The 13,352-nt window shown below is 72.0% G+C and carries 13 protein-coding genes; 8 read left to right on the forward strand and 5 right to left on the reverse strand.

The window, feature by feature from the left end; genetic code table 11:
- Positions 1 to 4 precede the first annotated feature (4 nt).
- The 3 genes from ACUP6Y_RS12315 to ACUP6Y_RS12325 are packed head-to-tail and all read left to right on the forward strand — an operon-like array spanning position 5 to position 2,603.
- A complete protein-coding gene (locus tag ACUP6Y_RS12315) occupies positions 5 to 943 on the forward strand; it encodes an ABC transporter ATP-binding protein (protein WP_462550999.1) in 939 nt (312 codons plus the stop codon).
- Positions 940 to 1,719, forward strand: coding sequence for an ABC transporter permease (locus ACUP6Y_RS12320; RefSeq protein WP_462551001.1), 780 nt, complete (start codon positions 940 to 942; stop codon positions 1,717 to 1,719). Before ACUP6Y_RS12315 ends, ACUP6Y_RS12320 begins: the two co-directional genes overlap by 4 nt.
- A gap of 2 nt (positions 1,720 to 1,721) precedes the next feature.
- Positions 1,722 to 2,603, forward strand: coding sequence for a COX15/CtaA family protein (locus ACUP6Y_RS12325; RefSeq protein ID WP_462551002.1), 882 nt, complete (start codon positions 1,722 to 1,724; stop codon positions 2,601 to 2,603).
- Between the two features lie 83 nt (positions 2,604 to 2,686).
- On the opposite strand, the gene ACUP6Y_RS12330 is transcribed toward ACUP6Y_RS12325, so the two are convergent.
- Entirely contained in the window at positions 2,687 to 3,634 is a 948-nt protein-coding gene (locus ACUP6Y_RS12330) for a heme o synthase (protein WP_462551003.1), read from the reverse strand.
- Between the two features lie 125 nt (positions 3,635 to 3,759).
- On the opposite strand from ACUP6Y_RS12330, the gene tkt reads away from it, so the two are divergent.
- From tkt to ACUP6Y_RS12355, 5 genes are all read left to right on the forward strand, one after another.
- A complete protein-coding gene (gene tkt, locus ACUP6Y_RS12335) occupies positions 3,760 to 5,871 on the forward strand; it encodes a transketolase (RefSeq protein WP_462551004.1) in 2,112 nt (703 codons plus the stop codon).
- Between the two features lie 33 nt (positions 5,872 to 5,904).
- Complete coding sequence (gene tal, locus ACUP6Y_RS12340) at positions 5,905 to 7,011, forward strand: transaldolase (protein ID WP_462551005.1); 1,107 nt, start codon at positions 5,905 to 5,907, stop codon at positions 7,009 to 7,011.
- Between the two features lie 2 nt (positions 7,012 to 7,013).
- The gene (gene pgi / locus ACUP6Y_RS12345) at positions 7,014 to 8,678 is read left to right on the forward strand and encodes a glucose-6-phosphate isomerase (protein ID WP_462551006.1); all 1,665 of its coding nucleotides are present in this window, start codon (positions 7,014 to 7,016) and stop codon (positions 8,676 to 8,678) included.
- Positions 8,675 to 9,424 (forward strand): 6-phosphogluconolactonase, encoded by a 750-nt coding sequence (pgl, locus tag ACUP6Y_RS12350; protein WP_462551007.1) that lies wholly within the window; start codon positions 8,675 to 8,677, stop codon positions 9,422 to 9,424. The genes pgi and pgl overlap by 4 nt, the downstream gene beginning before the upstream one ends.
- Positions 9,425 to 9,588: 164 nt before the next feature.
- The gene (locus ACUP6Y_RS12355; protein WP_462551008.1) at positions 9,589 to 10,560 is read left to right on the forward strand and encodes a type IV toxin-antitoxin system AbiEi family antitoxin domain-containing protein; all 972 of its coding nucleotides are present in this window, start codon (positions 9,589 to 9,591) and stop codon (positions 10,558 to 10,560) included.
- A 94-nt stretch (positions 10,561 to 10,654) separates the two neighbouring features.
- Here the strand turns inward: ACUP6Y_RS12355 and ACUP6Y_RS12360 are convergent, their stop codons facing one another.
- The 4 genes from ACUP6Y_RS12360 to ACUP6Y_RS12375 form a co-directional block, all read right to left on the reverse strand.
- Positions 10,655 to 11,014 carry an RNA polymerase-binding protein RbpA gene (locus tag ACUP6Y_RS12360; RefSeq protein ID WP_141007576.1) on the reverse strand — a complete coding sequence of 120 codons (360 nt, stop codon included), beginning with the start codon at positions 11,012 to 11,014 and terminating at the stop codon, positions 10,655 to 10,657.
- A 67-nt stretch (positions 11,015 to 11,081) separates the two neighbouring features.
- Positions 11,082 to 11,318 carry a preprotein translocase subunit SecG gene (secG, locus tag ACUP6Y_RS12365; RefSeq protein ID WP_308091226.1) on the reverse strand — a complete coding sequence of 79 codons (237 nt, stop codon included), beginning with the start codon at positions 11,316 to 11,318 and terminating at the stop codon, positions 11,082 to 11,084.
- A gap of 27 nt (positions 11,319 to 11,345) precedes the next feature.
- Entirely contained in the window at positions 11,346 to 12,146 is an 801-nt protein-coding gene (gene tpiA / locus ACUP6Y_RS12370; protein ID WP_462551009.1) for a triose-phosphate isomerase, read from the reverse strand.
- Complete coding sequence (locus ACUP6Y_RS12375; protein WP_462551010.1) at positions 12,146 to 13,351, reverse strand: phosphoglycerate kinase; 1,206 nt, start codon at positions 13,349 to 13,351, stop codon at positions 12,146 to 12,148. Before ACUP6Y_RS12375 ends, tpiA begins: the two co-directional genes overlap by 1 nt.
- Position 13,352 lies beyond the last annotated feature (1 nt).

Below are 13,352 nucleotides of genomic sequence, written 5' to 3' on the forward strand. Positions count from 1 at the left end.
CGCCGTGCCTCAGCCCGCGGATCCTGCTGTCGAGGTCGACGGACTGGTGATGAGGTACGGCGACACGGTCGCCGTCGACGGCCTCTCGCTCACCGTCGAGCGCGGCACCATCACCGCCGTCCTCGGTCCCAACGGAGCCGGGAAGACGACCACGCTGGAGACCTGCGAGGGCTACCGGCGCCCACAGGGCGGCGCGGTCCGGGTGCTCGGCCTGGACCCGGTCCGGCAACGGGCCGAGCTGCTGCCGCGGATCGGTGTGATGCTGCAGTCCGGAGGCGCCTGGAGCGGGGCCCGGGCCGACGAGATGCTGCGGCACTTCGCTCGGCTGCACGCCCACCCGCAGGACGTCGGGCTGCTGATGGAGCGGCTCGCGCTGCATGAGTGCGGGCGCACGCCGTACCGCAGGCTCTCGGGCGGCCAGCAGCAGCGCCTGGGCCTGGCCCTGGCCCTGATCGGGCGCCCGGAGCTGGTGTTCGTCGACGAGCCGACCGCCGGCATGGACCCGCAGATCCGGCGGGCGGTGTGGGACCTGCTCGAGGAGCTGCGCGCCGACGGCGTGAGCGTCGTGCTGACCACGCACTACCTCGAGGAGGCCGAGCGGCTCGCCGACCGGGTCCACATCCTCGACCGCGGCCGCCTGGTCGCCAGCGGCACGCCGCTCGAGCTGACCCGCGGCGGCACCGTCGCCACGATCCGGATCGTCGTCACCCAGCCGTTCCCTCCGGGGGCTCCCGAGGAGCTGGTCCACGCGTTGGGCGACGGCACCGAGCTGACCGTGCTCGACCCGCTCAGCCTGCAGCTCTCCGGCCCCGCCGACAGCACCACGCTGGCCACCGTCGCCGCCTGGTGCGCGGGCCACGACGTGCTGCCTGAGTCGCTGTCGCTGGGGCAGCGCAACCTGGAGGACGTCTTCCTCGAGCTCACCGGCCGGGAGTCGCTGTGAACATCCCTGGGAGCACCTTCGCGCCCGCGCCGGGCGCCGCGCCCGTCGTCCGTCAGCTGCTCACGCAGGCCGGCATGGAGGCGCGGCTGATGCTGCGCAACGGCGAGCAGCTGCTGCTCGCCGTCGTGATCCCGGTGATCGTGCTGGTCGGTGCCGTCCGCGGCGCGGAGAAGGTCGGGCTCGATCTCGGCGGCGAGCCGATCGACGTGCTGACGCCCGGGGTGCTCGCGCTGGCCGTGATGTCGACCGCGTTCACCTCGCTGGCGATCGCGACCGGCTTCGAGCGGCGCTACGGCGTGCTCAAGCGGCTCGGCACCGCTCCCCTGTCCCGCGCGACCCTGCTCGGCGGCAAGGTGCTGGCCCTGGTGCTGGTCGAGGTGCTCCAGTTCGCGGTGATCGGCGGGGTCGGACTCGCGCTCGGCTGGTCCGGCCCGTCCGGTCTCGGCGGTGTCCTTCTCCTGGTCGTGGTGGCGCTCTTCGGCACCACCGCCTTCGCCTCCCTCGGCATGCTCCTCGCCGGCTCGCTGCGCGCCGAGGCCACCCTCGCCGCCGCCAACCTGGTCTATCTGCTGCTGCTCGCCGGCGGCGCGGTCGTCCTGCCCGCCGACCAGTACGGCGGCCTCGGCGACGTCGTGCGCTGGCTGCCGTCCGGAGCCCTCGGTGAGGCGGTCCGCTCCGCGTGCGCCGGGGCGCTCGCCACCCGCGACCTCGTGGTGCTGCTCGCCTGGACCGTCCTGGGCTCCGCCCTGACCGCCCGAACCTTCAAGTGGGAGTGACCGTGAGCACCGCGACCCGACTGACCGACCTCCAGCGCGGGCTGGGGGCGCGGCTGGTGCCGCTGGCCTGGGCGAACCTGGTCGCCAACATCGGGATCGTCGTGACCGGCGGCGCCGTCCGGCTCACCGGCTCCGGCCTGGGCTGCCCGACCTGGCCGAAATGCACCGAGGAGTCCTACACGACCCACGCGGCGCTCGGCATCAACGGCGTCATCGAGTTCGGCAACCGGCTGCTCACCTACGTGCTGCTGTTCATCGCGCTGGCCGTCGTGGTCGCCGCGTGGCGGCGAGGCGGGCGGGTGCGGGTGCTGGCGCTGGTCGTGCTCGCCGGCATCCCCGCCCAGGCGATCGTCGGCGGCATCACCGTGCTCACCGACCTCAACCCCTGGGTCGTCGCCGGCCACCTGCTGGTCTCGATGGCGATGGTCGGCGTGTGCGTGTGGGCCCTCGACGACCTGGCCGGGCCCTCGCGTGGCCTCGCGTCGGCGCCGGTCCGGCGGCTCGCCTGGGCGACCTTCGCCGTCGGCTGGGTGGTGCTCTGGCTCGGCACCGTCGTCACCGGCTCCGGACCCCACTCCGGCGACCTGGACTCGCGTCGTACCGGACTCGACCCGGAGGTGGTCTCCCACCTCCACGGGATCTCCGTGGGCGTGCTGGTGGCGCTGACGGTCGTGCTCGCGCTGGTCGCGCGGGGCCGCGGGGACCGCTGGGTCGCCCTCTTCGCCGGGGTGCTGCTGGGCGTCGAGCTGGCCCAGGGTCTGGTCGGGTACGTCCAGTTCTTCACCGACCTGCCCGAGGTCCTCGTGGGCCTGCACATGCTCGGTGCCGCGGTCGTGGCCGCCGGGCTGGCTCGGGTGGTCGTCACCGGCTATCCACGGGGCTGAGGCCGCGGGTCGTTCCGCTGACTGACACGTTCCCCGGAACGACGCCTCTGCCGGCAGCGCGACGCAGTTCATGCGCGCCGAGCTCAGTGCAGCAACGGGTCGATCGCGACGGCCACGAAGAGCAGCGAGAGGTACAGGTTCGAGGAGTGGAACAGCCGCATCGGCTGGAGCACGCTCAGCTCGTCGGAGGTCCGCGCCCGCCGGTGCAGCCCGTGCGCCTGCACCAGGAACACGGCGCCCAGGACACCGGCCGCGATCGGGTACGCCGGCCCGGTGGACGCGACCGGCCACAGGGCCAGCGACGTCGCCACCATCACCCACGAGTAGACGACGATCTGCAGCGCGACCGAGCGGGCCGGCTTGACCACGGGGAGCATCGGGACGTCGACCTGGGCGTAGTCCTCGCGGTAGCGCAGCGCCAGCGCCCAGGTGTGCGGCGGCGTCCAGAAGAAGACGACGAGGAAGAGCACGACCGGCACCCAGGACAGCTCGCCGGTGACGGCGGTCCAGCCGATCAGGGCCGGGAAGCAGCCGGCGATCCCGCCCCAGACGATGTTCTGGGTCGTACGCCGCTTGAGCAGCATCGTGTAGACGAACACGTAGAACGCGTTGGCCGTGACCGACAGCACGGCCGAGAGCGGGTTCACCCACAGCGCCAGCACCACCGTCGAGAGCACGCCGAGCACCACGCCGAAGACCAGCGCGGCGCCCGGCGAGACGATGTGGCGCGGCAGCGCCCGGCGGCGGGTACGGCGCATCTGCTCGTCGATGTCGCGGTCGTAGACGCAGTTGAAGACGGATGCGGATCCGGCCGACAGCGTCCCGCCGATCACGGTCGCCACGACCAGGCCGAGCGCCGGCACCCCGCGCGCGGCGAAGAACATGACCGGCACGGTGGTGAGGAGCAGCAGCTCGATGACCCGCGGCTTGGTCAGCCCGACGTAGGCCATCACGACGTCGCGGAAGGTCGCCTTCTGCGGTCCCTCGTCACCGGACAGCAGCTCGGGGCTGGTCGGGTCGACGTAGGTCACGGCAATGTTCCTCGGAGGGGCCTCGCGAACAGGGGTAGAAGCGGTCCGAGTGTAGCCCGAGCGCGTCGCGGGCCCGGCACCGAGCCGGTGTCGTGCTCGACACGGTCCTCGGTAGGCTCGACACCATGATCCCGGACCTGGACTGGACCGACCTCGACCGCTTGGCCGTCGACACCGCGCGGGTGCTCGCCATGGACGCCGTCCAGAAGGTCGGCAACGGCCACCCCGGTACGGCGATGAGCCTGGCGCCCGCCGCGTATCTGCTGTTCCAGAAGGTGATGCGGCACGACCCCGCCGACCCGGCCTGGATCGCCCGAGACCGGTTCGTGCTGTCCTGTGGACACTCCTCGATCACGCTCTACACCCAGCTCTTCCTCGGCGGCTTCGGCCTCGAGCTCGGCGACCTCGAGGCGCTGCGCACCTGGGGCAGCAAGACTCCCGGCCACCCCGAGTTCGGCCACACGGCCGGCGTCGAGGTCACCACGGGCCCGCTGGGCCAGGGCGTCGCCAACGCGGTCGGCATGGCGATGGCGGCCCGTCGCGAGAAGGGCCTGCTCGACCCCGAGGCCGGTGACGGCCCGTCGCTCTTCGACCACCACGTCTACGTGCTCGCCTCCGACGGCGACCTCGAGGAGGGCGTGAGCAGCGAGGCGTCGTCCGTCGCCGGCACCCAGGAGCTCGGCAACCTCACCGTCATCTACGACGCCAACCGGATCTCGATCGAGGGCGACACCCACATCGCCTTCAACGAGGACGTCGCGAAGCGCTACGAGGCCTACGGCTGGCACGTCCAGGTCGTCGACTGGACCGGCACCGACCACAACGACCTCGCCGGCTACGCAGAGGACGTCCCCGCGCTCCATGCCGCCCTGAAGGCCGCCGACGAGGTCACCGACCAGCCGTCGCTGATCGTCCTCAAGACGGTCATCGCGTGGCCGGCACCCAACGCGCAGAACACCGAGGCCGCCCACGGCTCGGCGCTCGGCGCCGACGAGGTCGCCGCCACCAAGCAGGTGCTCGGCTTCGATCCCGACCAGACCTTCGAGGTCCCGGCCGACGTGCTGGCCCACACCCGCGGCCTGATCGAGCGCGGCAAGGCCTGGCAGGCCGAGTGGCTGACGGCGTACGACGCCTGGGCCGGCGCCAACCCGGAGCAGGCCGCGCTGCTGCACCGGCTGAAGGACCGCCGCGTGCCCGACGGCATCGAGGACGCGCTGCCGGTCTTCGAGGCCGACGCCAAGGGTGTCGCCACCCGCGCGGCCTCCGGCAAGGTGATCAACGCGCTCGCGCCGGTCATGCCCGAGCTGTGGGGCGGCTCCGCCGACCTCGCCGGCTCCAACAACACGACCATCAAGGGCGCCAGCTCCTTCCTCCCGCTCGACCGCGGCGTCGAGGAGTGGCCGGCCGACCCCTACCAGGGCCGGGTGCTCCACTTCGGCATCCGCGAGCACGCCATGGGCGCGATCATGAACGGCATCGCCGTCCACGGCGGCACCCGCGTCTTCGGCGGCACCTTCCTCACCTTCTCCGACTACATGCGCGGCGCGGTCCGCGTCGGCGCGCTGATGGGCGCCCCCGTCGTCCACGTCTGGACCCACGACTCGATCGGCCTCGGCGAGGACGGCCCGACCCACCAGCCGATCGAGCACCTCGCCGCCCTGCGCGCGATCCCGGGCCTCGACGTCGTACGACCGGCCGACGCCAACGAGACCGCCGCCGCGTGGCTGCAGGTGCTGCGCAACAGCGACCGCCCCGCCGGCCTGGTGCTGAGCCGCCAGAACGTGCCGACCTTCCCGCGCGGCACCGAGGGCTACGCCAGCACCGACGACGTTGCCAAGGGCGGGTACGTCCTGCTCGACGCCGAGGGCGGCCAGCCCGACGTCGTGCTCCTGGCGACCGGCTCCGAGGTGCAGTACGCCGTCGCGGCCCGCGCCCAGCTCGCCGCGGAAGGTGTCCGGGCCCGCGTGGTCTCGCTGCCGTGCCTGGAGTGGTTCGACGCCCAGACGCAGGCCTACCGCGACAGCGTGATCCCGCCGACGGTCAAGGCCCGGGTGTCGGTCGAGGCCGGCATCAAGCAGGGCTGGCGCGAGTACGTCGGCGACAAGGGCCGGATCGTCAGCATCGACCACTACGGCGCGAGCGCGGACGCCGGAACCCTGTTCCGAGAGTTCGGCTTCACGCCGGAGGCCGTCGTCCAGGCGGCCCGGGAGAGCATCGCAGCGGCTGCCCGCGACTGAACCGGGCACCGTCCACCGCAGAAGGAGGAACCGATGACTGATCGACTGAAGGCCCTCGCGGACGCGGGGGTGTCCATCTGGCTCGACGACCTGTCCCGCGAGCGGATCGAGACCGGCAACCTCGCCGACCTCGTCCGGGAGCGCTCGGTCGTCGGCGTGACGACCAACCCGACCATCTTCGCCGGGGCGATCGCCGACGGCGAGCGGTACGACGCCCAGGTGCGTCAGCTCGTCGAGGACGGCTCCGGCGTCGACCAGGTGATCTTCGCGCTCACCACCGACGACGTCCGCAACGCGTGCGACGTGCTCGCCCCCGTGGCCGCCGCGCACCCGGCCGACGGCCGGGTGTCCATCGAGGTCGAGCCGACCCTGGCCAACGACACCGACGCCACCATCGCCTCCGCGAAGGCGCTCTGGGGGGCGGTCGACCGGCCGAACGCGCTGATCAAGATCCCCGCCACCCTCGAGGGGCTTGCGGCGATCACCGCGACCATCGCGGCCGGGATCAGCGTCAACGTGACCCTGATCTTCTCCGTCGAGCGCTACCGGGCCGTCATGGACGCCTACCTCACGGGCCTCGAGCAGGCCCGCGACGCCGGCGTCGACCTCGCCACGATCCAGTCGGTCGCCTCCTTCTTCGTGTCCCGCGTGGACACCGAGATCGACGCCCGCCTGGACGAGATCGGAACCGACGAGGCGCTCGCGCTGCGCGGCCGGGCCGCGGTCGCCAACGCCCGGCTCGCCTACGCCGCCTTCGAGGAGGTCCTCGCCTCGCCGCGCTGGCAGGCGCTGGCGGAGGCCGGGGCCCAGCCGCAGCGGCCGCTGTGGGCCTCGACGGGCGTGAAGAACCCGGCGTACCCCGACACGCTCTATGTCACCGACCTGGTCGTGGCCGACACGGTCAACACGATGCCGGAGAAGACGCTGCTCGCGTTCGCCGACCACGGCGAGGTCACGGGTGACCAGGTCACCGGCAAGGGCGCCGACGCCCAGGCCGTGTTCGACCGGCTGGCGGAAGTGGGCATCGACCTCGACGACGTGTTCGTCGTCCTCGAGACCGAGGGCGTCGACAAGTTCAAGGTGTCCTGGACCGAGCTGGTCGCCACGGTCCGGGCACAGATGGACAAGGCCGAGGACTGACCGTGGCGGCGGCTCCCGTCGACCCGACCGCGACCACGGCCTGGGCCCGGCTCACCGAGCTGGCCGCCGGCCACCGGCCGGACCTGCGCCGGATGCTCGCCGACCCCGCCTGGGTCGCGCGCTCGACCGTGCAGGCCGCCGACCTGCGTGTCGACCTCTCCAAGAACCTGGTCACCCCCGAGATCTGGAAGGCACTGCAGGCCCTGGCGATCGAGGTCGGCCTCCCGGCGCGGCGCGACGCCATGTTCCGCGGCGAGCACATCAACGTCACCGAGGACCGGGCCGTCCTCCACACCGCCCTGCGGCGGGCGGCGGGCTCCGGCCTCGAGGTCGGCGGCGCCGACGTGGTGGAGCAGGTGCGGGCGGTCCTCGACCGGGTGTACGCCTTCGCCGACGACGTCCGCTCCGGCGCCTGGCGCGGGTACACCGGCCAGCCGATCCGCACGGTCGTCAACATCGGCATCGGCGGCTCCGACCTCGGCCCGGTGATGGCCTACGAGGCGCTGAAGCCGTACGCCCAGGCCGGCCTCGAGTGCCGCTTCATCAGCAACATCGACCCGACCGACGCCGCCCAGGAGCTGGCCGGCCTCGACCCGGCCACCACCTTGTTCATCGTCTCCAGCAAGACCTTCGGGACCCTGGAGACGCTGACCAACGCCCGGCTGTGCCGCGCCTGGCTGCTCGACGGACTCGGTGCCGGCGACGAGGCCGTCTCGCGCCACTTCGTCGCCGTCTCCACGGCTCTCGACAGGGTCGAGGCCTTCGGCATCGACCCGGCGAACGCCTTCGGGTTCTGGGACTGGGTCGGCGGGCGGTACTCCGTCGACTCCGCGATCGGCACGTCCCTCGCCGTGGCGATCGGGCCCGACCGGTTCGAGGAGTTCCTCGCCGGGTTCCGCGCCGTCGACGAGCACTTCGGCTCCGCGCCGATCGAGCAGAACGTGCCGGTCCTGATGGGCCTGCTCAACGTCTGGTACACCGACTTCCTCGGCGCCCAGTCCCACGCCGTGCTGCCCTACTCCCAGCTGCTGCACCGGTTCCCGGCCTACCTCCAGCAGCTCACCATGGAGTCCAACGGCAAGAGCGTGCGCTGGGACGGCACGCCGGTCACCACCGACACCGGCGAGGTGTTCTGGGGCGAGCCCGGCACCAACGGCCAGCACGCGTTCTACCAGCTCCTGCACCAGGGCACTCGTCTCGTCCCCAGCGACTTCATCGGGTTCGCCAACCCGGCGTACCCGCTCATCGATCTCGCCGGCGACACCGACGGCGGCACCGATCCTCATGAGCTGCTGCTGGCCAACTTCTTGGCTCAGACGAAGGCGCTGGCGTTCGGCAAGACCGCCGAGGAGGTCCGCGCCGAGGGTACGACGGAGAAGACCGTCCCGGCCCGGGTCTTCTCCGGCAACCGGCCGACCACCTCGATCATGGCGCCGGCGCTCACGCCATCCGTGCTCGGCCAGCTGATCGCGCTCTACGAGCACATCACCTTCACCCAGGGCGCCGTGTGGGGCATCGACAGCTTCGACCAGTGGGGCGTCGAGCTCGGCAAGCAGCTCGCGCTGCAGATCGCCCCCGGCCTCGCCGGCGACGCCGCCGTCCTGGCCGAGCAGGACGCCTCCACCCGGGCGATGATCGACTACTACCGGGAGCACCGCGCACGATGACCGAGACCCCGCCGCCCCTCGTCGAGGTCCACCCCGACGCCGACGTCCTCGCGACCGCCGTCGCCGGCGAGCTCCTCAACCGGATCGCCGACGCCCAGGCCGCCGGCCACGTCCCTCAGGTGGGGCTCACCGGCGGCACCGTCGCCGATGCCGTCCACCGCGAGATCGCCCGCCTGGCGCCGGCCTCCGGCGTCGACTGGGGGGCCGTGGTGCTCTGGTTCGGCGACGAGCGCTTCGTGCCCGCCGACTCCCCCGACCGCAACCTCAACCAGGCCCGGGACGCCTTCCTCGACGAGGTGGGCGCGTTCCGCGTCCACACCGCGCCCGCCTCCTCCGAGGTCGGCACCGTCGAGGAGTCCGCGGCGGCGTACGCCGACACGATCCGGGCCGAGGGCAGCGGCGACTTCGACGTCCTCATGCTCGGTGTCGGCCCCGACGGGCACGTCGCCTCGCTCTTCCCCGACCACCCGGGCCTGGACGCGGCCGACGCGGTCACGGTCGCCGTCCACGACTCCCCCAAGCCGCCGCCCGAGCGGGTCAGCCTCACCTTCGAGGCGCTCAATCGGGCGCAGTCGGTCTGGTTCCTGGTCAGCGGCGAGGCCAAGGCCGACGCCGTACGCCGCGCCCTCGCCGAGGTCACCCCCGGCGACGAGGCCACGGCCCTGCGTGCGACCCCTGCCCGCGGCGTGGCCGGCAGCGCCGAGACGATCTGGTTCCTCGACGCCGCCGCGGCCGCACTCGTCTGACGCGCGACCCGGCGCAAACTGACTCACCTTGTCGGCCGACCCGGCGCAAAGCATCAGCGCGAGCCCGCCCGACCCGGCGCAAACCTGCACCGATTCAGGCGGCCATCCACAGGTCGGCATACCCGATGATTCGTCCACAGGCCACCGGGGGCACCCGGTCGGCCATGAGACGCAAAGACCTCGAGGGCCTGGCCCTCCTCCCGAACGGCTTTCCCCTTCCACTCGATGTCCCGTTCACGACGACGACCGCACGGACCGAGGCCGGGCTCTGGCCCAGGGACCTGACCTGGCTCGTCGACCAGGGCTTCCTGCGTCGGCTCCTCCAGGGCGTGTACGTCGCCAACCCCGTGCCGGACGGTCTGGACCTTCGCTGCGCGGCGCTCCGGCTCGTCGTACCCGTGGACGCGGTGATCTGCGACCGCCACGCCGGCTGGCTGCACGGCGCCGAGATGGTCCTCGCCCCGAACGAGCACATCAACGTCGCGCCCGTGCGCGTGTTCCTTCCTTCACCCGGTCGGCGGCTGCGCAACGGTCTCGCGGACAGTGGCGAGCGATCCTTCGTCCGTGGTGACGTCGTCGAGGTGAACGGGCTGCGGGTCACCTCGCCACTGCGTACGACGTGGGACCTCGGCCGTCAGCGCTACGTCGAGCCGTCACTCGCCGCGATGGACCAGATGCTCCGTCTCGGCGCGTTCTCGAAGCAGGAGCTCGTCGCCGGCGTACCACGATTTCGCGGCATGCGTTGGGTCACGACGCTGCGCGTCATGGTCGGGTACGTCGACGGCCGCGCCGAGTCGCCTCCCGAGTCGATCCTGCGACTGCGTTGGATCGAGGCGCACCTGCCGGCGCCGACCCCTCAGCTGGAGGTGTTCGACGCGGCCGGCGAGTTCCTGGCCCGCCTCGACCTCGGCAATGAGGAGCTCTGCCTCGCTGCCGAGTACGACGGCGCCGAGTGGCACTCCGATCCCGACCGGCTGCGCCACGATCGCGAGCGCCGGGCCAAGGTCGCGGCTCAGACGCCGTTCATCGTCAAGGCGCTGCGCAAGGAGAACCTGTTCGGGCACCGCGCCGACGCGGAGTCCATCCTCCGCAGGGGCGTCATCGAGGCCCGTCGGCGCTCAGGCAGGTCTCGATGATCGAAACATGTTCCTTTGCGCCGGGTCGGCGACTTCGCGAGTTCGTTTTGCGCCGGGTCGGCGGAAAACCAGAGTCAGCCTGCGCCGGGTCGCGCTAGAAGATGATCTCGCCGGACTTGCGGCGCGAGCGGAGCAGCTGGATGGCCTCGTCGAGGATGACCTCGGCCTCCTTGTCGGAGCGGCGCTCCTTCACGTAGGCGAGGTGCGTCTTGTAGGGCTCGATCTTGGGCGCCGGGGGCGCGTTCTCCGAGTCGAGGCCGGCGGGCAGGCCGCACTTGGGGCAGTCCCACGAGTCCGGGACGGACGCCTCGACCGAGAAGGTGATCACCGAGCGGTGGTCGTTCGCACAGAAGTACGTGACCGCCTGGCGAGGAGCGGCCTCGCCGCGCTCGGCCTCCCCCATCGGACCCGCACCGACGCGACTACCGCGGATCGCGTTCCCACCACCAGCCAACGGATTCTCTCCTCAAGCCCTCGGACGACCCGGGGCGCCCGGGTCGGTTGCAAAGCGATCTGTGCTGTCAGTTCTGATAGGCGAGCAGGAGGCCCAGCGCGATCACGCAGGCGAACCAGATCACGCCGACCCCGACCGTGAACCGGTCGAGATTGCGCTCGGCGACGGAGGATCCGCCGAGCGAGCTCGACACACCGCCACCGAACATGTCCGAGAGACCGCCACCCCGACCCTTGTGCAGCAGCACGAGCAGGATCATGATCAGGCTCGTCAAGATGAGCAGCACAGTCAGAAGCGTCGACACGCCAGGAATCCTACGTCAGGCCCGGTGCTAGGACAGCACCGGCATGTCGTAGAACCGGCAGATCCCGCCGAACTCGTCGGCCGCCAGGCTCGCCCCGCCCACGAGCGCGCCGTCGACGTCGGCCTTGGCCATGATGCCGGCGACATTGGCGGCCTTCACCGAGCCGCCGTAGAGGATCCGTACGGCGTCCGCGGCCTCGTCGCCGAACAGCTCGCGCACCTTCGTGCGGATCGCCGCACAGACCTCCTGCGCGTCGTCGGGGGTCGCGACCTCACCGGTGCCGATCGCCCAGACCGGCTCGTAGGCGATGACCAGACCGGCGACCTGCTTCTTCGACAGCCCGGCCAGGGAGCCCTCGACCTGGGCGTTGGCGAAGGCGACGTGCTCGCCGGCCTGGCGGATCTCGAGGCCCTCGCCGACGCAGACGATCGGCGTGATCCTCTCCCCCAGCGCGGCCTTGGCCTTGGCGTTGACGACCGCGTCGGTCTCGGCGTGGTACTGGCGGCGCTCGGAGTGGCCGACCACGACGTACGCGCAGCCCAGCTTGGCGAGCATGGCCGCCGAGATCTCGCCGGTGTAGGCGCCGGCGGCGTGCGGGGAGACGTCCTGGGCGCCGTACCGGATGGAGAGGCGGTCGCCGTCGACGAGCGTCTGCACCGAGCGGATGTCGGTGAACGGCGGGATCACCGCGACCTCGACCTTGCCGTAGTCGTGCCGCTTGTCGGACAGCGTCCAGGCGAGCTTCTGCACGAGGACGACCGCCTCGGCGTGGTTCAGGTTCATCTTCCAGTTGCCCGCCATCAGCGGGGTGCGGGTCGTGCTGGCCATCAGTCCTCCAGAACCGTGATGCCGGGCAGTTCCTTGCCCTCGAGGTACTCGAGGCTGGCACCGCCGCCGGTCGAGATGTGGCCGAACGCGGCCTCGTCGAACCCGAGGGTACGCACGGCGGCGGCCGAGTCGCCGCCACCGACGACGGACAGGCCGTCGACCTTCGTCAACGCCGCCGCGACGGCACGGGTGCCCTCGGCGAAGGCGGGCTGCTCGAAGACGCCCATCGGGCCGTTCCAGAACACGGTCTTGGCGTCGGCCAGCGCGGCGGCGAAGGCCCGGCCGGACGCGGGTCCGATGTCGAGCCCGAGGGTGTCGGCCGGAATCGCGTCGGCCGCGACGACGCGCGCCGAGGCCTCGTCGCCGAAGCTGTCGGCGACCACGATGTCGGTGGGCAGCACGATCTCGACGCCGAGCTCGCGCGCGCGGGACCGGTAGGCGCGGACCGTGTCGAGCTGGTCCTCCTCGAGCAGGCTGTTGCCGACCTCGAGGCCGTCGGCGTGCAAGAAGGTGAAGACCATGCCGCCGCCGATGAGCAGCTTGTCGGCCTTGTCGAGCAGGTTGTCGATCACGCCGAGCTTGTCGGAGACCTTGGAGCCGCCGAGGACGACGACGTAGGGACGCTCCGGCGCGACGGTCAGACGGCGCAGCACCTCCACCTCGGTCGCGACCAGGCCGCCCATGGCGTGCGGGAGCCGCTGGGCGACGTCGTACACGCTGGCCTGCTTGCGGTGGACGACGCCGAAGCCGTCGGACACGAAGACGTCGGCGAGCGCGGCGAGCCGGTCGGCGAAGGCGCCGCGCTCGGCGTCGTCCCTGCTGGTCTCGCCGGCGTCGAACCGGACGTTCTCCAGCAGCGCGACCTCACCGTCCCCGAGCGCCGCCACGGTCTCCTGCGCCGAGGCTCCGACGGTGTCCGTCGCGAACGCGACCGGCACCCCGAGCAGCTCGCCGAGGCGGGCGGCGACCGGCGCCAGGGAGTACGCCGGGTCCGGCGCTCCCTCCGGCCGACCGAGGTGCGCGGTGACGACCACGCGGGCGCCGGCGCCGGCCAGCGCCTTGATGGTCGGCACGCTCGCGCGGATCCGGCCGTCGTCAGTGATCCGGCTGCCGTCGAGCGGCACGTTCAGGTCGGAGCGGACGAGGACGCGCTTGCCGCGGACACTCTGCAAGAACTCCGGGGCGAGGCCGTTGAAGTCAGTCACA

The organism is Nocardioides sp. S5-5 (genome assembly GCF_054954065.1).